General features: G+C 55.6%; 15 protein-coding genes. 4 read left to right on the forward strand and 11 right to left on the reverse strand.

What is annotated here, in order from left to right; genetic code table 11:
• Positions 1–11 precede the first annotated feature (11 nt).
• Entirely contained in the window at positions 12–740 is a 729-nt protein-coding gene (locus KNP82_RS12670; protein ID WP_029596096.1) for a GntR family transcriptional regulator, read from the forward strand.
• Positions 741–773: 33 nt separating this feature from the next.
• Here the strand turns inward: KNP82_RS12670 and KNP82_RS12675 are convergent, their stop codons facing one another.
• The 4 genes from KNP82_RS12675 to KNP82_RS12690 form a co-directional block, all read right to left on the reverse strand.
• Entirely contained in the window at positions 774–1,877 is a 1,104-nt protein-coding gene (locus tag KNP82_RS12675; RefSeq protein ID WP_021065222.1) for an LCP family protein, read from the reverse strand.
• A 150-nt stretch (positions 1,878–2,027) separates the two neighbouring features.
• Positions 2,028–2,792, reverse strand: a complete 765-nt coding sequence (nagB, locus tag KNP82_RS12680; protein WP_021065221.1) for a glucosamine-6-phosphate deaminase — start codon at positions 2,790–2,792, stop codon at positions 2,028–2,030.
• Positions 2,789–3,934, reverse strand: coding sequence for an N-acetylglucosamine-6-phosphate deacetylase (nagA, locus tag KNP82_RS12685; protein WP_214828208.1), 1,146 nt, complete (start codon positions 3,932–3,934; stop codon positions 2,789–2,791). Before nagA ends, nagB begins: the two co-directional genes overlap by 4 nt.
• A gap of 172 nt (positions 3,935–4,106) precedes the next feature.
• Positions 4,107–5,477 carry an MATE family efflux transporter gene (locus KNP82_RS12690; RefSeq protein ID WP_214715585.1) on the reverse strand — a complete coding sequence of 457 codons (1,371 nt, stop codon included), beginning with the start codon at positions 5,475–5,477 and terminating at the stop codon, positions 4,107–4,109.
• Between the two features lie 37 nt (positions 5,478–5,514).
• Here KNP82_RS12690 and KNP82_RS12695 point away from each other — a divergent pair, with 37 nt between their 5' ends.
• The gene (locus KNP82_RS12695; protein WP_214828210.1) at positions 5,515–6,288 is read left to right on the forward strand and encodes a CHAD domain-containing protein; all 774 of its coding nucleotides are present in this window, start codon (positions 5,515–5,517) and stop codon (positions 6,286–6,288) included.
• On the opposite strand, the gene glsA is transcribed toward KNP82_RS12695, so the two are convergent.
• A complete protein-coding gene (gene glsA / locus KNP82_RS12700) occupies positions 6,285–7,226 on the reverse strand; it encodes a glutaminase A (RefSeq protein WP_021065217.1) in 942 nt (313 codons plus the stop codon). The genes KNP82_RS12695 and glsA overlap by 4 nt on opposite strands.
• A 58-nt stretch (positions 7,227–7,284) precedes the next feature.
• The gene (locus KNP82_RS12705) at positions 7,285–7,458 is read right to left on the reverse strand and encodes a hypothetical protein (RefSeq protein ID WP_214828212.1); all 174 of its coding nucleotides are present in this window, start codon (positions 7,456–7,458) and stop codon (positions 7,285–7,287) included.
• 110 nt (positions 7,459–7,568) lie between these two features.
• On the opposite strand from KNP82_RS12705, the gene hemG reads away from it, so the two are divergent.
• Complete coding sequence (hemG, locus tag KNP82_RS12710; protein ID WP_214828214.1) at positions 7,569–8,933, forward strand: protoporphyrinogen oxidase; 1,365 nt, start codon at positions 7,569–7,571, stop codon at positions 8,931–8,933.
• A complete protein-coding gene (locus tag KNP82_RS12715) occupies positions 8,930–10,003 on the forward strand; it encodes a TIGR04053 family radical SAM/SPASM domain-containing protein (RefSeq protein ID WP_021065214.1) in 1,074 nt (357 codons plus the stop codon). The genes hemG and KNP82_RS12715 overlap by 4 nt, the downstream gene beginning before the upstream one ends.
• Before the next feature lie 38 nt (positions 10,004–10,041).
• Here KNP82_RS12715 and clpB read toward each other — a convergent pair whose 3' ends face one another.
• The 5 genes from clpB to ligA all read right to left on the reverse strand — a co-directional run bounded on the left by clpB (position 10,042) and on the right by ligA (position 19,068).
• Positions 10,042–12,633 carry an ATP-dependent chaperone ClpB gene (clpB, locus tag KNP82_RS12720; RefSeq protein WP_058765687.1) on the reverse strand — a complete coding sequence of 864 codons (2,592 nt, stop codon included), beginning with the start codon at positions 12,631–12,633 and terminating at the stop codon, positions 10,042–10,044.
• Positions 12,634–12,651: 18 nt separating this feature from the next.
• Positions 12,652–13,518, reverse strand: coding sequence for a DnaJ C-terminal domain-containing protein (locus KNP82_RS12725; protein ID WP_021065212.1), 867 nt, complete (start codon positions 13,516–13,518; stop codon positions 12,652–12,654).
• 140 nt (positions 13,519–13,658) lie between these two features.
• Entirely contained in the window at positions 13,659–14,831 is a 1,173-nt protein-coding gene (locus KNP82_RS12730) for a CamS family sex pheromone protein (RefSeq protein WP_214828216.1), read from the reverse strand.
• Positions 14,832–14,972: 141 nt separating this feature from the next.
• Positions 14,973–16,838, reverse strand: coding sequence for a DUF7507 domain-containing protein (locus KNP82_RS12735; protein WP_214828217.1), 1,866 nt, complete (start codon positions 16,836–16,838; stop codon positions 14,973–14,975).
• Positions 16,839–17,073: 235 nt separating this feature from the next.
• Positions 17,074–19,068, reverse strand: a complete 1,995-nt coding sequence (gene ligA / locus KNP82_RS12740) for an NAD-dependent DNA ligase LigA (RefSeq protein WP_214828220.1) — start codon at positions 19,066–19,068, stop codon at positions 17,074–17,076.
• Positions 19,069–19,070 lie beyond the last annotated feature (2 nt).

Genomic DNA, 19,070 nt, shown 5'->3' on the forward strand with positions numbered 1-19,070 from the left:
GAGCGATATGCATGTTACAGATTGATAAACAATCACCGCTACCTATTTATTATCAAATCGAAGCCTATTTAAAGCAACAAATAGATGCCGGCGAGCTCCAACCCGGGGAATCCATCCCATCCGAACGGGAGTTTTCCGAGCGCTATAACGTGAGCCGGATGACGGTCCGCCAAGCGATCACAAACTTGGTCAACGCCGGTTATTTGAGCCGTCAAAAAGGCCGAGGCACGTTCGTTGCCAACAAGAAAATCACGATGGCCTTGTCCGGATTGACAAGTTTCTCGGAAGAAATCAAACATCGGGGCATGCGTCCGTTTAGCCGCCTGTTGTCGTTCCAGACGATTTCAGCCCCGGCCAAAATCGCCCAAAAATTGAGCGTCGCGCTCGACACGCCCGTCTATGAGATGCGACGTCTCCGTCTCGCCGATGAGAACGTGCTCGCCCTCGAGACGGCATACATCCCGGTCGCCTTACTACCGAACTTGACCGAGACAGATGCCGTCGGTTCGATTTACGAGTTCGCCGAGCAGTCAGGGCTCCGGTTGAAGAATGCGACCCAAACCCTCGAGGCGAGGAGCGCGGGACCGGAGGAAGCAAAGCTGTTGACGATTTCTCCGAACGCCCCTGTGCTCTTAATCGACCAACGGACGTATCTCGAGAACGGGGACATGTTCGAATATAGCCGTTCCTTGTTCCGCGGCGACGCCTACTCGTTCACCGTTGCGATGGAACGCACATAAAAAATGGTTTGCCGCGGACGGCAAACCATTTTTTTATTGTGCTTCATACGTGATTCCGGCTGGGTCGTACATATACGTCTCAAGCTCGGTATCGGTCATCGGCTCGACTTCATTCCCGGCATCGGCCTGTTGGACGCGGTAACGAACTTCTTCGAGCAACGGCTCGTTCAAGAAGTAATAGAAATGACCGTCGACACCGCGGGCCCCTTCACCGGTCAACTGATATTGAACCGTGTTGTTGAGGGCGCCGACGTCCTCGATTAAACGCATATAATCGTTCGGACCGAGCGTCGTCTGCATGTTGTCCCCGACTGCTTTCAACACTTTGTCGTAGTTGTTGATGAGCGACGTGCCGAGCGCTTGGTCAAGGACGGCATTGATGACTTCCATCTGACGCTGTCCGCGACCGATGTCTCCGCGTGGGTCGTCATAGCGGTTACGGACGTAAGCGAGTGCCTCTTCGCCCGATAACTGCTGAAGCCCTGCTTCGACTTGGACGACTTCTCGTGAGGCGTCGTAACTCTTCTGTTCAGACGAGAACGGGACGTCGATTTCGACCCCGCCGACGGCATCGATGAAGTCGACGAACCCTTGGAAGTTGAGGGAGACGACGTGGTCGATGTCGATGCCGACCAAGTCTTCAATCGTGTTCGTCGCCATCCGCATACCGTTGTTCGGGTTCGATTCATCCATCGACCCGAAGTAATAGGCGTGCGTGATTTTGTCTTGATCGAGACCCGTCTTACCGTACGGGATATTGAAGCCCGTATAGTCGATGTTGACGTACGAGTCACGCGGGATGCTGAGCATCGTCGTCTGTTTGTTTTTCTTGTTCAGAATGACGACAATCATGACGTCAGACCGACCATACTCGCCGCGCGCTTTCTTCTGCGGGGACAAGTCCGTCCCGAGCACGAGGAAGCTCTCGGTATCCTCTTTATCAAATCGAGTCGGTTCGATAGTCGGATCATCCTCAAGCGTCACTTGAGTACCTGACAGCATGTTATGCGCTTTATAAAAAGCCGTTCCATACATGCTTGAGCCAACGATGACGGCAATCAATACAAGGGCGCTGAACAGCTTATAAAACGCAGACGGGCCTTTGCGCCGTCTACGAGCTTGGGTTCTTGAATTCATGAGTTTCTCCTTCGCGATCGAATGATATGAGCTTCACCTATTATAGAGGAAACCTCGACTTTTGTCGAAAACGTTTTGATTACAAATCCATTTCCATACAATTTCCCACAGTTAACGAGAAAAAACCTGGAGACACTTGTCTCCAGGTCATCAAGCTCGGATCGAAAAGAATCGGTCGGCCGCTTCACTGCCACGCGCCTGTAACACATTGCTACAAGCCGAGGCCGCTTCGGCATCGAGCACGATGGTCACACTTGGATGCGCCTGTAAGATGGAAGCCGGCCAGTCAATCGTCGGCACGCTCTCAATCATGTGATGCACGGCTTCGGCTTTACGGGTACCGGTCGCGACGAGGACGATCTCGCGTGCGTTCATAATCGTATCGAGTCCCATCGTGATGGCCTGCGTCGGCACGTCTTCGATTGAATCGAAGAAACGGCGGTTCGCTTCACGCGTCGACTCGGTCAGTTCGGTCACATGCGTCTTCGCATCGAGCGCGGTACCCGGCTCATTGAAGGCGATATGTCCGTTCTCTCCGATGCCTAGCAATTGCAGGTCGACACCAATCGAGCGGACGAGCTGTTCATAGCGAGCCGCTTCCGCTTCCGGGTCGGCCGCGTCACCATGAGGCAGATGGCTCTGTTTGAATGGGATGTCATTGAACAGCTTCTCTTCCATGAAGTGATGATAGCTTTGCGGATGACTCGGCGCGAGCCCGATATACTCATCAAGATTGACGCTCGTCACATGACTGCAGTCGAGCCGATCTCGTTTGAACATCTGATACATCCCGACCGGTGTACTGCCCGTCGCGAGTCCGAGCACGAAATCGCGCTTCCCGGCGACCCGCTCTTTGATGAGTGTATATGCGATTTCTTCTGCGTCCGTCGGTGTGTTCGCCACTAATATGTTCATTGCATGTCCTCCTTCGAATAACTGACCTCTCCTTGATGAATCGTCGTCACGACCGTCATTGCGTCATCCCAAATGACGAGATCCGCGTCGAAGCCAGGCGCGATGGCCCCTTTGTTCGTCAAACCGAACTCACGCGCTTGGTTCGCCGACGTCATCCTCACCGCTTCTTGCACCGTGCATCCCGTGTATAACAGCATGTTGCGGAACGCCGCGTCCATCGTCAAGACGCTGCCGGCCAAGTTCCCGGCTTCGAGTCGAGCCGCCCCGCCTTCGACGATGACCGGTTGACCCCCGAGTTCATAACGGCCGTCCGGAAGACCTTTGGCGCGCATCGCATCCGTAATGACGACGAGACCGTCTGCCCCTTTCATGCGATAGGCGAAGTCGACCATCTCGTGACGGCTGTGAATCCCGTCTGGAATGATTTCAACCATGACGTCCCGCTCCAACAGACAATAGCCGACCGTTCCCGGCTCCCGATGATGAATCCCTCGCATCTGATTGTATAAGTGCGTGCCATGCTTGACGTTCGCTTCCTTGTTCTCGGCAAACGTGGCGTTCGTGTGTCCGGTCGATCCGATTGCACCGGTTTCACCCATCACCTGTTCAAGCTCACGTGCTCCCGGACGTTCCGGCGCATACGTGACGAGGCGAATGTGACCGCCCGCCTCCTGTTGCCATGTGCGGAATTGATTTGCATCGGGATCGATAATATATTCGGCCGGCTGTGCCCCCGCATTGTCGACGTTGACGAACGGTCCCTCTAGATGGATGCCGACGAGTGACGTGTCTCCCGCCTCGATGACAGTCCGGGCTGCTTGCAACGCCTTCGTAATGGCAGTCGGTGACTGTGTAATCGTCGTCGCAAAATAAGACGTCACACCTTCAGCGAGCATCGAACGGCTGAGATGACGTAGTCGATCCACGTCCGCATCCATCGTATCGACGTCGTAACCGCCGTGGATGTGGACGTCAATCATGCCTGGCGTCACGAGTGCCCCACGAACGTCAATCTCTTTATCTGTTCCTGCCTGATAGTCCTCCATCGCACCGACGCTCACAATCGTCGTGCCATCGGATTGGATATAGCCTCGTTCCCACGTTTCGTCCCCCGAAACGATGTGTGCATTGATGATCACCATAATCGGTCATCCACCTTTCTTCAAGTAGCTTCATCGTTATCATATCAAAAACCAGTATAGTTGTATAGACCAATATTACCAACTGACAAACTTGATTTCCCCAGTTCTTTGCCCATCCTGTTTCCCCCTCAAACAACAAAAAGGCTGACGCCGTAGCGTCAACCTGTCTCGGTTAGGATGTTTCGTTCGTAATCGGTTGGGCCTCATACCGTTTGACGATATGAATGAGACGCATGACCAGCAACACGGCTCCGGCCGCTAGACCCGCAATCAAACCAATCCAATAGCCGTCCGGTCCGAAACCGAACTGTTCGGCAAGCGCATAGCCGAGCGGGAGGCCGATGACCCAATAGGCGATGAGCGACAAGATGAGCGTCACGTTGACGTCCTTGAACCCGCGTAAAATCCCTTGAATCGGGGCGGCGACCGCATCCGATAATTGGAAGAAGACCGCAAAAATCATGAAGTGGGCCGCGAGTTCCACGACGGCCGCATCGTTCGTATAGATGGCCGCAACCCGTTCATTTTGCCAAAACAGAAGCGCTCCCGAGAATGATGACACACCGAGACAAAGGACGATACCGATTTTGGCATAGCGTACGGCATCCTTCAGCCTCCGGGCCCCGAGCTCATAGCCGACGACAATCGTCAGCGCGCTCGACGCGGACAACGGCAACATATAGACAAATGAAGCGAAGTTGATGGCCGCTTGGTGGGCCGCGACGATATTGTCTCCATATTCACTCAAGAGCAACGTCACCGCCGCAAAGATGCTCACTTCCGCAAAAATGGCGAGACCGATCGGTGTCCCGAGCTTGAGCAGTTCTTTCTGGCTCGGCCAGAAGATACGCTCCACTGAGCGCAAGAAACGATATTCAAGGAAAGGCTTGCCGTTCCGGACAAACGCGAACGCCATAAAGAAGAGCAACCAATATGTGATGGCCGAGGCGATTCCCGCCCCGACACCGCCATAGGCCGGGACGCCGAGTTTTCCAAAGATGAAGATGTAATTTAATCCGACGTTAATGGGTAACCCTAATAGTATAAGTAGCATCGAGATTCGCGTTTTGCCGAGCGAGTCCATGAGCGTGCGTAGCACGTTGAACAAGAACATCGGCAACACCCCGAATCCGAGTGCGAGCAAATACCCTTTGGCAATCCGTTTCCCTTCCTCACTCAGTCCCATGCCGTCGACAGCCGTCGGGACGAGCCAAAAGCCGAGGACGAGCGTCGCGATGCTCAGACCGATCGCTAAGTATACGCCTTGGTACAGCGTCCGTTGAATCTGCTGGATATTGCGGGCCCCGAGCGCCTGGGCGACGATTGGGGCGACAGCGAGCAGAATCCCGCTCAACCCCGTATAGACCGGCATCCATAAACTCGACCCGACACCGACACCCGCCAAATCGACGGCGCCGGCTCGGCCCGACATGACTGTGTCAAAAAAGCTGATTAAGTAAAAGGACACTTGTGTCACCAAAATCGGGAAGAAGATGGTGAAGAACAGTTTGATTTTTTCATTTAGTGAATGTGTTTGATACATGGGCAACCTCATCTCATTTCAGAAAGGAAAAATTAGAATGAATCAACGGAATGCGGAAAAATTAAAATATGAGCTGTTAGAGACGTGGAACACGTTCAATCATTATATGACCGAGGCGCTGACGTTCCAAAACAGCGAAGATATTCACCAAGCCCGGGTCCGCCTGCGCAAGCTATTGACGTTCATCCAATTGTACGACACGAAGCCTTCGACGTATCGCCAATTGAAACAGCTGATGGAGGCGCTCGGGGCGGTGCGTGACGGAGATGTCCTCCTTGAAGGATTTGCCGTCGAGACCGAGCTCGACCAAGCTTTTGCTGACCATGTGGAAGCGCAACGTGCCAAAGACCGCACGCTCCTGAAAGCGCGTGTGACCGAAAAAATGACGCCTTCGCTCGACCAGCAAGTCCGGCGCTTCATCGGCGGGCAGCTGTTCCGCGCCTTTCGCAAACAAGACGCGGCGGCCTTTCTCGAGAAAGCCAAAGCCGACCGCAAGCGCCGCATCGAGACCCATCACGCAGCGACGAAACGGACCGACCGGCTCGATACCCTCCACAAAGTCAGGCTCGCCGTGAAGCGGGAGCGCTATTTAAATGAGTACTTATTGAACTATGAGCCGAGCGCCTCAAAAGACCACGTTCAAAAGTTGAAGCGGCTCCAGACCGAACTCGGCGACATGAATGACCGGCATCAGCTGTTGTTGCGCTGGACCGAGTTCACGCCGCCCGCCGCCTTGGCCGACGACTATGAACATGTCGTCCAGCAGCTGCACAAACGGCTCGACGAATCGGTCGACGCCATCAAGCTTTAACGGGACGTATAGCGTTCGACGAGCAGTTCAAGCAACTTCATCCCCGCAATCGAGTTCCCTTTTGAGTCAAGGGCGGGACCGAAAATCCCAAAGCCGACATCGCTCAACCCGAGCTCATGCTTGCCGGTCGCGAGAATCGCACCCGACACCCCGCTCTTTCCAGGCAGGCCGACACGGACGGCAAATTCACCCGAGGCGTCGTACATGCCGCACGTCGTCATGATCGCTTTGACGATGCGGACGACACGACGCGGAATCAACTCTTCGCCTGTGACCGGATCTTCGCCGTTGCCGGATAGAATCCGACCGATGCGCGCCAAGTCAAAACAATCGATTTCGATGGCACACTGTTTCGTGTACACATCGATAATCTCATCGACATCACCCTCGACGATTCCGTGATGGCGCATGAAATAGAGCAAGGCCCGGTTCAAGTCGGTCGTCTCGTATTCCGAGCGGGCGACTTTTTCGTTGTACGTGACTTCCTCGACCGGGACATCAAGCAACGTCGCCAAAAATTGACGGAACTGATAGATTTTCAGCTCCGCCGTATCCCCCAAAATCATGCTCGTGACCGCGAGCGCCCCGGCGTTAATCATCGGATTGAGCGGCTTCGATGGCACCGTCTCTTCAAGTTTGGCGATCGAGTTGAACGCATCACCCGTCGGTTCCATACCGACTTTCGAGAACACGTAATCTTCCCCGAACTCCATCAAGACGTAACAGAGCGTCAACGCCTTCGAGACGCTTTGAATCGTGAATTTATGATGGACGTCCCCCGCATGAATATAAGAACCATCAGGTAGGCAAATCGCCACGCCGAGCAAATCATCTTGTACATGCGCAAGCTCCGGAATATAGTCGGCGACTTTTCCTTGTGCTGTGTACGGACGACACTCGTCGACCAAATGCGCCAACTGCTGTTCCAATACGTTCATCCAATCACCTCATGTCCGATAGTTTTTACCCGGGTCATCTTAACATATTTGCAGACGGTTAACCATCAAGTGGACCGTCTTCCTTGTCCGGCTTATACCATTCCTCGTCGGCCCACAAAACGGGCGGGCTGTCCTCATCCCCTTCGAGCTTCTCGCCATGTCGATTCATCGAGGCGATGAAGGCGATAATGCCGACCACGACGATCGCCGACGCAATCCCGAACCAAACCATGAGTGGTCCTCCTTCCAATCGTGACGAATTTGTCTAGAACCGTGTGAGACTTATCCTATGTCTACGGCAACATTCTCGGTACCGTTAGTAGGAATACTACATAGAAATGGGTGAATGGATTGAACAAGATTGCAATCATCGGTGGAGGGATTACGGGTATGGCCGCCGCCTACTACGCGAAACAGGCGGGCGCGCACGTCACATTGTATGAAGCGAGTGACCGGATCGGCGGAAAAATCAAGACCGTCTATCGAGACGGGTTCGTCTTAGAATGCGGGCCGGACGGATATATGGCCCGGAAGCCGACATTGACCGACCTGATCACCGAACTCGGGCTTGACGACGACCTCGTCCGGTCGATGACCGGGACGTCGTACATTTACGTGCGGAACCAACTACGGCAGATGCCCGCCGGTTCGGTCATGGGCATCCCGACCAAATTCTGGCCGATGGTCAAGACGGATCTGTTCACGTGGCGCGGCAAACTCCGGGCCGGTATGGACCTCGTGCTGCCACGCGTCTATGCGGGATCCGACATCTCGCTCGACACGTTCTTTCGCGCCCGGCTCGGTTCAGAAGTCGTCGAGGCGATGATCGAACCGCTCCTATCCGGAATTTACAATGGCACGCTCGACGATATGAGTATCGAGTCTACTTTCCCTCAGTTTATCACGATTGAACAGAAAACACGCAGCCTGATTCTCGGTATGAAAGCATTGACACCTCCTGTCCAAGCCGGTGTCAAACCGCGCGAGGCCGGAAAGTTTCTAGCGCTCGGACAAGGGCTCGGCGTCCTCATCGAAGCGCTCCGTCCATCGATTGACCGCCTCTGTCTCGGGACACGGGTCGCGGCAGTCCGGCCCCATGAAGTGGTGCTCGAGGACGGAACGGTCGAGTCGTTTGACGGCATCGTGTTAGCCACCTCGCCGAACGCGCTCGGCCCGCTCCTCGGTCTCCCAGAAGCGGAACGGTTGTCGTCATTGAAACGCACGTCTTCCATCACCGTGCTCGCGGCGTTCGAGAAAGCAGACGTCGAGGCACTCGATGGGACGGGTTACGTCATCGCCAAGGGCGAAGGCAACGCCTTGACCGCTTGTAGCTGGATGCATAAGAAATGGCCGCATATGGCACCCGAAAACAAGGCGCTGTTACGCGTCTACATCGGCTCCGCGTTCGTTCCCGACCTGTTGACGGAATCCGACGAGACGATTGCCGATTTCGCGCTCCGTGAGCTTCGGAAAATCCAACACGTCGGTACGCCCCTCTTCACGAAAGTCGAGCGGCACGTCGACACGATGCCGCAGTATGAGGTCGGCCATAAACAATACGTGCGGGCGTTCGAGGAGACGATGTCCTCCCTCGACGGCATCGAAGCTTGCGGGGCGATCTTGCACGGCGTCGGTCTCCCCGACTGCGTCGACTCGGCCAAACAGGCTGTCACCCGCATCATGGCAAGACAGGCGGTGTCCGTATGAAACGAATCGACTACAACGAGAATCCGTTCATCGTCATTTGGGAAGTGACACGTGCCTGTGCGCTGTCATGCGTCCATTGCCGGGCCGAGGCCCAGTTCCACCGATATCCGGGTGAACTTGACACCGCACAAGGTAAGGCGCTCATCCGTGACATCCACGCGATGGACAACCCGATTCTCGTCTTCACCGGGGGCGACCCGCTCATGCGCGAAGACTTGTTCGAGCTGACGGAATACGCCGCCTCGCTCGGGATGCGCGTCTCGATGACCCCATCGGCGACGCCGCGCGTGACCCATGACGCCGTCAAACGGGCGAAAGATGCCGGATTGACACGTTGGGCGTTCTCGCTCGACGGTCCGGACGCCAAGTCGCATGACTATTTCCGCGGCACGCGCGGAAGTTTCGAGCGGACGCTGCGCGGCATCTCCTACTTCCGGGAAGAAGGCATGTCGTTCCAAATCAATACGACGGTCACGGAATATAACGTCGACCAACTCCCGGACATCGCCAAACTCGTCGGTGAACTCGGTGTGTCGGTGTGGACGCTGTTCTTCCTCGTGCCAACCGGCCGCGGGTCGCTCCTGCAGCCCATCTCCCCAGAACGGCATGAAGAAGTACTCCGCTGGGCGTTCGCTTTGCAAGAACACGTCCCATTCATCATCTCGACGACCGAAGCCCAGTTTTATCGGCGCATCGCCCGGCAAGAGAACTTGAAACGAAAACAAGTTGGATTGTCGCCCATCGGCCATCCGCATGACGATCTCGCCAAGGCACCCCGCGGCACGAATGACGGGAACGGTTTCGTGTTCATCTCGCATACGGGCGACGTGCAGCCGTCCGGTTTCTTACCGATTACGTGCGGCAACGTGAAACAAACACCGCTCGCCGAGATTTACCGGCACCACCCGGTTTTTAAATCACTACGCGATCCCGATACCCACCACGGAAAATGCGGCTACTGCGAGTATCGTTACGTATGCGGCGGCTCGCGGGCTCGCGCTTATGCCGTCACCGGCGACTATAAGGCCGAAGAACCGTACTGCATCTATCAACCTACACCTATCTCATAAACAAAGAGCGCCGGCATCAGCCAGCGCTCTTTCAATGTTTAATGCGTCACCGTCGCGGGACGAAGCGTCAACTCGTCGTTCTCGACATCGATGACGACCGTCTGGCCGTCCTCGATATCTCCGGCGAGAATGCTACGGGCGAGTTTCGTCTCAATCGTCCGTTGTACGTACCGGTTGATCGGACGGGCCCCGAACTGTGGCTCATACGCCTCGTCGGCGATGAACACTTTTGCTGCATCCGTGATCTCGATTTGAATCGAGCGCGCCGTCAAGCGACTACCCATGCGCGCGACCGCTTTCTCGACGATTTGGCCGATTTGAGCCCGCGTGAGCGGGTGGAACAAAATCGTCTCATCGACCCGGTTCAAAAACTCGGGACGGAAGTGGCGGCGGAGCCGCTCGATGACTTGGCGTTCTTCCGCCTCATCGATGACACCATCTTTCGCCGCTTCGAGCAAGATGTCGGCCCCGATGTTCGATGTCATGATGACGATTGTGTTTTTGAAGTCGACGACACGTCCGTGCGAATCGGTCAAGCGACCATCATCGAGCAGTTGCAGCAAGATGTTGAACACATCGGCGTGCGCTTTCTCGACCTCATCGAGCAGGAGCACCGAGTACGGGTTGCGGCGGACTGCTTCCGTCAACTGGCCGCCCTCTTCATAGCCGATATAACCTGGAGGCGCCCCGACGAGACGCGACACGGCGTGTTTCTCCATATACTCGCTCATGTCGAGACGTACGATATGGTCTTCCGAGTCGAACATCGCCTCGGCGAGCGCTTTCCCGAGTTCGGTCTTCCCGACACCCGTCGGTCCGAGGAACAAAAACGAGCCGATCGGACGGTTCGGATCTTTAATGCCGGCTCGAGCCCGAATGACGGCATCACTGACGAGGCGAATCGCATCGTCTTGTCCGAAGACACGTTGATGGAGCACCGTCTCGAGGTTGAGCAACTTGTCTCGCTCTCCTTCGGTCAATTTCGTCACGGGGATCCCCGTCCATTTCGAGACGACCTCGGCGATCTCTTCCTCGGTCACTTCTTCGCGGACGAGTTCACGTGTCACCGAACCGGCGAGCCGTTCCGCTTCCGCGAGTTCACGCTCGAGTTCCGGGATACGGCCATATTTGAGCTCGGAGGCCCGGTTCAAATCATAGCGGCTCTCAGCTTCTTGCAGTTCGAGCTTCACTTTCTCCAAGTCGCCACGGATGTGTTGCACGCGATGCGTCGACTCTTTCTCGTTCTCCCAACGGAGTCGGAGCGCGTCCGACTGTTCGCGAATCGAGGCGAGTTCTTGTTGCAGCGCATCGAGTCGTTTCTTCGAGGCGTCATCACTTTCTTTCTTCAAGGCCGCCTCCTCAATCTCGAGTTGCATGACGCGGCGTACGAGTTCATCGAGTTCGGCCGGCATCGATTCCATCTCCGTCCGAATCATCGCACACGACTCATCGACGAGATCAATCGCCTTGTCCGGCATGAACCGGTCGGTGATGTAGCGGTTCGATAAGACGGCCGCTGCGACGAGCGCGTTGTCATGAATGCGGACACCGTGGTGAATCTCGAAGCGTTCTTTCAAACCGCGCAAAATCGACACCGTGTCTTCGACGTCCGGTTCGTCGACGAGCACTTGTTGGAAACGGCGCTCAAGTGCCGGGTCCTTCTCGATATATTGGCGATACTCATCGAGTGTCGTCGCGCCGATGCAGTGGAGTTCGCCGCGGGCGAGCATCGGTTTGAGCATGTTCCCGGCATCCATCGCCCCTTCGGACTTGCCGGCCCCGACAATCGTATGCAGTTCGTCAATGAAGAGGATGATTTTCCCTTCCGCTTCTTTCACTTCGTTCAAGACAGCTTGGAGCCGCTCTTCGAACTCACCGCGATATTTGGCCCCGGCGACGAGCGAACTCATATCGAGGCTGAAAATCGTCTTATCTTTCAAGCTTTCCGGAACGTCACCGCGAACGATGCGTTGGGCGAGCCCTTCGACGATCGCCGTCTTCCCGACACCCGGTTCTCCGATTAAGACCGGATTGTTTTTCGTCTTCCGGCTCAAGATGCGGATGACGCGCCGAATCTCGCTATCACGCCCGATGACGGGATCGATTTTGCCGGTCTTCACTTCTTGAATCAAGTCGCGGCCATACTTCGTCAAGACGTCATACGTCGCTTCCGGCGACTTCGACGTGATGCGCCGATTTCCGCGGACGGCGACGAGCGCCTCGCGTAGTTTCTCTTCGGTCACACCTTTGCGCTCGAGCATGCTTTGCGCTTGGCTCTTATTCATAATGATGCCGAGCAGGACGTGCTCGACCGAGACGTACTCGTCACTCATACCGGTCGCTTCCCGCTCCGCCGTTGTCAACACGTTCAACAGCGAGGCCGAAATCATCGGCGTCGTCGGCGTTTGAAGCTTCGGTGCGTTCTTGAGTGCCATCGCGACCTCGGCCTCAATCTCGGCGACGCTCAGCTCCATTTTTTGCAGTAGGAGCGGCGCGATGCCGTCCGTTTGTGAAATCATCGATGCCAAGACGTGCCATTCGTTCATCTCGCTATGGTGGTACTGTTTCGCAAGTGCCTGCGAACTGACGATGCCTTCATGTGCTTTATCGGTAAATCGATTGAAATCCATTCTGCTTCCTCCTTAGGCTCAACGTTCGAGTTGTTCGTAAACAGATCGGTGGCCGGCGTCTAGCGGCAAGTCGACTTCGAGTTGGACGAAGAGATCCGACCGGACTTTCGAGGCGGTCATGAACCCGCGCCCTGGGATGCGCATCCGTTGACCCGGGCGTGACCCCGGTTTCACTTTCAGTTTGACCCGGCCACCATCTAATGTCGCCACGACGACTTCTGTGCCGTCGAGGAAAGCGAGCGGGCGCAACCGTTTGACGGTAATGACGTTCGCTCCTTCTCGACGGTACGTATCATCATCCGTGAAATGCAGCTCAACGTACACGTCGCCGCGGTCACCCGCTTGTCCGACCTTGCTGCTCTTACCTTTGAGCCGTAACTTTTGCCCTTCGTGGGCGCCTTGCGGGATTTTCACGTTGACCGTTCCCGTCTGGAGACGCAGACTCACTTTGGAATCAGACGTCAATTGACTGAGTGGGACGTTGACACGGACCGTCTCATCGAGGTCTTCTTCGACCGCTTGATTAAAGAAGCTACCAAACATGTCCTCGAACCCGAACGTCCGCGACGTCGTCCGTGACCCGCCGCCAAACTGACGGAACAAGTCTTCGAACTGGGCCGATCCTTCCCCATATCCGTCGCCGCTGTAAGTCCCTCCGCCGAACGTCGGTCCTTCTGGACTGCCATAGCGGTCATAGTTCGCTTTCTTATCAGGATCACTCAGCACATCGAACGCTTCTTGGATTGCTTTGAACTTGTCCTGTGCGCCCGAGTCTTTGTTCACATCCGGATGGTATTGTTTTGCCAGTTTTCGATACGCTCGCTTAATGTCTTGGTCGGACGCCTCTTTCGGCACGCCAAGGACGTCATAATAGTTTTTTGCCATCTCGTTTCACCTCACCTATTTCTTTCCCGATTCTGTTAAGTCTATTCTACCGATTTGGTCAAAGAAGGTCAAAGAATTTCCTCGTTACTTAGCATACGAAAAAAAGAAGGCATTCGTTTCATCACGATGCCTTCTTACGATTAGAAATATACTCTCGGACTGTCCATGCCTTCTTCGAACACGATGGTCACTTCTTGTTGGCCACCGAGTGAGGTGACGTTGATGCGGACCGGTACGTTCCGGTTGTACTCCCACCGGTTCTCGAGCAGACCGACGACGTGCTGGGTGAACCCGACGAGCTCGGCCCGGCTATAAAACTGGATGGGGATGTCGATTTCGATTCGTGACAACTCGCCGTTTTGATAGAAGCCTTTTCCAATCATTCCGCTGAAATCCGGGAACACATCGGCAATCCGGTCACTGAAGAGGGAGAACTTTTGGGCATCGTCGCGCACTTCGGTCGTCGCCGTGGCGGACGGGAAGTAATAATAGGTCTCATCGATGGCGATCCAGTCGTTCGCCGCCACTTCATTGGCTGAGCCGACGAATGCCGATTTGATATAGTTCCCTGGTGTCGGTGAACCTTGCGGCGCTTTCATATACAATGCGACGTTAATATCGAGGTCTTTAAAGTCCTCACGTTTCCGCAACTGGGCGACGAGTTCATTCGCCATGCGTTCTCCTTCAGCGATGACTTTCTTCTCGTCCAACTTTTCCGTATAGGTCGGACCGAAGTTCGGCGCTTGGAACACGTACTCTTGATTCAAAATCAAGGCGAACGACACACCGCCGAGTTGATACCCACTATCCGTTTTCGTCATATAGTTTTGTTCGACGAGCGACGCCAAATAGAGTGGCGACTTTTTGTTCTCTTCGACGAACTGCTCCTCGGCCACTTCGGCCGTGCCGTTCGCATACGCCGGGTTGAGCGGAACGAGACCTTCTGACGTTTTGTCTTTACGGCCAAGCAGACGCGATACATCTTCACTCGTCAATAGCTGTCCTTCTTGATAGGCGTACTTCTCCGGATCGAACGCGCCGGTCGAATGGCGCATGAGGCCGAGCTCCACTTCTTCGAGCTCGAGCGATGAGCTGACTTGACGTTGCGCCAGTCCTCGGGCCGCAGCTGGTTTAAACGGAATGACCATCTGGTAATATGAATCACGCGCTTGAATCGCTTGAGTGACCCCTTCGGCTGCCGTCTCTTCGCCTGTCGGTGTGACTTCTTCTTCCCCCATCGGGATTTTCATAGAGCATCCGCCGAGAAAAACCGTCGCGGCGAGAGCTGGGATGAGCATCTGTTTCCATTTCATCTATGTCTGAACTCCTTTAATGATTCGTTTCGTTACACTTCGTCCATTATAACAAAATCATCCGTTGAAAAAAGTGTCGAAGCGGAATCAGTGCCAATTCACAGCAAAACACCCTTCAACTCGAGTTGAAGGGTGTCCACGTCATGCTTTCGGAGATGGGCGACGTCGATGCGTCAAGAACAAGAGACCGAGCACGATCAAGACGAGTCCGAGTACCGTTCCCCACGTTTTTGTCGTGCCGGTCATCGGAAGGGTCGCTTGGTCTGGCGTCACCGGAGTCGTTGGTTCCGGCACATAAACCGATTCATCTTGGTCATCACGGTTATCGTTGCCCGGTTTTGGAAGGTTTTGCTTCACGTGCACGGTCGCCTCGACCGTCCGCGACACGCGCGCCTCACGATTGACTTCGAACGTGAACGTCGTCCGGTTCGTGAGCACTGCGCCGGCCCGCACATCATAAGATGGCAAGAGTACTTTCTCCATCTCGAGTACGACCTCTTCGCCGGGGATTAATCCGTTCTCGACTTCGGCCAGAGCACGCATGCCGTCTCGGAGCGTCTCGGTCGTCTCGCGCTGTTCTTTGGTCGTCAACGCCCCGCTCGTCCATTCGTCGATGACGTCGACGAAGTACAAGGTGACGTTCGACGTGTTCGTGATTGTATACGTATAGCGAATCGCCTCACCTGGATGCACCGTTTCGGGACGCGCCGTCTTCGTGACGGTGAAGTCAGCTTGATTCAATAAGACGATTTGTTGGCTCTCGGCATCGATGACTCGACCGTAAGCATCGGTCGCAGCGACGCGGAACACGTTCCCGATTTCAGGAGCGCTCGTCCGATCGTAATCGGTTGGAATCAATAAGTTGACGGTCGCCTCGACTCGTTCCCCAGCGAGAAGCCCATCATCGCCGACGAGTGCCAATAAGCGCTCGCGGACGTTTGCATTGAACGTGTCGACCGCCTTGGCGTCGATGTCGCCGCTAAAGAACTCATCTTCGATGGATGTAATCGTGAGCGCCGTCTCGCCTGTGTTCTCGATAACGAACGTATATGGAATCATCCCACCGACAACGGCTTGATCAATGTTTGCCTCTTTCCCGACCTCAAGGCCAATCGTCTCGTTCGGTACGACCGTGACATTCGCCTCCGTACAAGCTGCCGGAACGGTCTCGTCTTCAACACCGATACAGAACGTATTCGTCACGACGGTCTCACTCGTCACATCTGGTGCGAACGTGTCGAACTGAATCGTCGTCGTCCCGACCGGTATCGTCGGGAACGTCCAATTGAAAGCGGGTGGTCCGCTCACGGTCGTCGGGGCGACTGAGCCTTCCGGACCGAGCACTTCGACCGAATCCGCGACGACGGTCAACGCTTCGGGCACCGTGTTGGACACAGACAAGTTCTCAATCGGAGCGCCTGTCACATCGATGACGAGCCGATATGTCACCAAATCCCCGCCTAACACACGCTCGATCGGCCCGTCGGCACCGAGCACCAATTGATCGATTGCAACCGCTGGGCTAGCAGAGGGCGCGGCCACTTCTTCGGTGACAGGTTCCTCTAATGATGGCTCCGGTTCAACGAGCGGAGGCTCGCCCGGTGTATCGACGTCCGGAACCGTCTCCGTCCCGTCATCACCCGGTTCGCTTGACTCACCTACAAGTTCCTCCATCTGGAACGCATAGACGGCGTTCGGGAATGAATAAGGAACACCGGCACCGTCATACAAGGTGATTTGGTCGATTGTCGTCACGTCGACCTCGGTCGCGTCAATCATGAACCGCCAAATCGTTGACGTCTCACGCGCCCCGTAATACGTGACGTCCGCGTAAATCAAACTCGCGTCATCGTATGCTTCGATTTCTTCGGGGCTCAACTCAATTTGTGCATAAATGGGTGTCGGTGTCATCGTCGTGTTCGCGTAACTTCCATGCGGTGCCCACATGCCAATCAATACGAGGACGAATGTAATGAGTGCGATGAAACGTCGGTTGGTGCGTTGCATGATGGTCCCCTCCTCTAAGGTGTCTGCCGAACTGTGGCGTCTGCGATGACACGCTCCGGCACGGGAGAGGGATGGAGGGTGAGTGTGCGCGAGTCGTGGTGTAAGGTCTTGGTGTCAAATAAGTATTTGTAGATACTAATCATTACCCGTCCCGTGAAGGCGCGAACCTGCTCGAGACCGGAAACGTTTAAAAATCAGGTCAATGAAAAAAGGCCCTCCCTCAGGAGGACCTCATTCACGATTGGTCGGCTAAGAAGGCGAGCAACGCCGCCTCATCCCACACTTCGATGCCGAGTGACTCGGCTTTCGTCAGTTTCGAGCCCGCCTTCTCGCCGGCGACGAGGAGGTCGGTGTTCTTGCTGACGCTGCCCGTGACGCTCGCACCGAGCAATTCAAGTTGTTTCCCGGCTTCGCCACGTGTCATCTCATGCAGTTTCCCGGTCAAGACGATCGTCTTCCCGGCGAGCGGTGCATCGGCGTCGACCGGTCGTTTCGCACCTTTGAACGTCAGATTGACACCTGCCGCTCCGAGGTCACGGACGAGGTCACGCGCTTCTGGCTTCTCAAAGTAGAAGACGATCGATTCAGCCATCTTCGTACCGATGCCATCGATGGACGTCAATTCGTCGACCGAGGCCTCCATGACCGCTTCCATCGTCTCGAACCGCTCCGCGATCAACACGGCCGCTTTTTGGCCGACGAGACGGATGCCGAGCGCGAACAAGACACGCTCGAGCGAGTTCTGTTTCGATTGCTCGATGGCCGCGAGCAGGTTCGTCACCGACGTCTCGCCCATCCGGTCGAGTGCGAGCAGCGCATCCCGGTCGAGACGATACAGGTCGGCCACGTTATGGACGAGGTCAGACGCATGAAGTTGCGTGATCACTTTCTCGCCGAGCCCATCGATATTCATCGCCGGGCGTGATACGAAATGAATCAGCCCTTCGAGCAGTTGGGCCGGACATTCTGGATTGACGCAACGATGGTCCGCCTCTCCTTCTAACCGGACGAGTTCAGATTCACAGGCCGGACAATGGGTCGGGAAGACGATTTCCGTCTCCTCCCCGGTCCGCTCACTGACGAGCGCCGAGACGACGGCCGGGATGACGTCCCCGGCTTTCTTGATGACGACACGGTCCCCGATGTGAAGGTCCTTCTCTACAATGAAGTCCTCGTTGTGGAGCGTCGCATACGTCACGGTCGATCCCGCGACCGAGACTGGAGCGAACCGTGCGCGTGGCGTGACTTTCCCGGTCCGTCCGACACTGAAGTCGACGTCTTCGATCGTCGTCACGACTTCCTCGGCCGGAAACTTATAGGCGACGGCCCAACGCGGGCTCTTCGCAGTGAAGCCGAGCTGTTCTTGCTCTTCATAGGCTGCGACTTTGATGACGATGCCGTCAATCTCGTACGGCAACTCCGACCGCTTCGTCACATACGTTTCAATATAGTCCCATAACTCATCGGCCGTATGACACGTCGTGTATTCTTGGCTGACGGCGATGCCGAGACGGCGCAAATACGCGAGCGACTCGTCATGCGAGGCGACGAGGTCGTCCGTCGAGACGAGCCCGTAGGCGAAGAACGCCAAATTCCGCGACGCCGCGATTTTCGAGTCGAGCTGCCGGAGCGAACCTGCCGCCGCATTGCGCGGGTTGGCGAATAGTGGTTCGCCGAGGCGTTCCCGCTCGTCGTTCAAATGTTCGAACGATCGTTTCGGCATGTACGCCTCACCGCGCACCTCGAACGTGACGTCCTCGTTCAACCGGAGCGGAATCGAGCGGATCGTCTTCAAGTTTTGTGTGATGTCTTCCCCAGTCGTCCCGTCCCCGCGCGTCGCGCCACGGACGAGCCGACCGTCTTCGTATTTCAGCGACACGGCGAGCCCGTCAAACTTGAGCTCGGCGACGAAGAGTGGACTGTAGCCGAGATCTTTCTCAATCCGTTCGACCCATTCGACGAGTTCTTCTTTAGAGAAGACGTTCCCGAGCGACAGCATCGGCGTGTCATGTGTCACTTTGACGAACGCATCGAGCGGGACGCCGCCGACACGTTGCGTCGGTGAATCCGGACTCCGGAGTTCCGGATAGTCCGTCTCGATTTCAATCAATTCGTTCATGAGACGGTCGTATTCCGCATCCGGGACACTCGGTCGGTCGAGCACATAATATTCATACCCGTATTGATTTAACTTTTGACGAATCGCTTCAACGCGTTCTGCCATCTCCATAT

This window comes from Exiguobacterium sp. s26 (assembly GCF_018618235.1).
Classification (GTDB): Bacteria; Bacillota; Bacilli; order Exiguobacteriales; family Exiguobacteriaceae; genus Exiguobacterium; species Exiguobacterium chiriqhucha.

Coding starts and splice junctions, on each gene's coding strand:
- KNP82_RS12690 (WP_214715585.1), bottom strand. CDS start 5,477: ATGTATCAAACACATTCACTAAATGAAAAAATCAAACTGTTCTTCACC.
- KNP82_RS12730 (WP_214828216.1), bottom strand. CDS start 14,831: ATGAAATGGAAACAGATGCTCATCCCAGCTCTCGCCGCGACGGTTTTT.
- KNP82_RS12675 (WP_021065222.1), bottom strand. CDS start 1,877: ATGAATTCAAGAACCCAAGCTCGTAGACGGCGCAAAGGCCCGTCTGCG.
- KNP82_RS12670 (WP_029596096.1), top strand. CDS start 12: ATGTTACAGATTGATAAACAATCACCGCTACCTATTTATTATCAAATC.
- KNP82_RS12725 (WP_021065212.1), bottom strand. CDS start 13,518: ATGGCAAAAAACTATTATGACGTCCTTGGCGTGCCGAAAGAGGCGTCC.
- ligA (WP_214828220.1), bottom strand. CDS start 19,068: ATGGAGATGGCAGAACGCGTTGAAGCGATTCGTCAAAAGTTAAATCAA.
- KNP82_RS12735 (WP_214828217.1), bottom strand. CDS start 16,838: ATGCAACGCACCAACCGACGTTTCATCGCACTCATTACATTCGTCCTC.
- clpB (WP_058765687.1), bottom strand. CDS start 12,633: ATGGATTTCAATCGATTTACCGATAAAGCACATGAAGGCATCGTCAGT.
- glsA (WP_021065217.1), bottom strand. CDS start 7,226: ATGAACGTATTGGAACAGCAGTTGGCGCATTTGGTCGACGAGTGTCGT.
- KNP82_RS12695 (WP_214828210.1), top strand. CDS start 5,515: ATGAATCAACGGAATGCGGAAAAATTAAAATATGAGCTGTTAGAGACG.
- nagA (WP_214828208.1), bottom strand. CDS start 3,934: ATGGTGATCATCAATGCACACATCGTTTCGGGGGACGAAACGTGGGAA.
- nagB (WP_021065221.1), bottom strand. CDS start 2,792: ATGAACATATTAGTGGCGAACACACCGACGGACGCAGAAGAAATCGCA.
- KNP82_RS12715 (WP_021065214.1), top strand. CDS start 8,930: ATGAAACGAATCGACTACAACGAGAATCCGTTCATCGTCATTTGGGAA.
- KNP82_RS12705 (WP_214828212.1), bottom strand. CDS start 7,458: ATGGTTTGGTTCGGGATTGCGTCGGCGATCGTCGTGGTCGGCATTATC.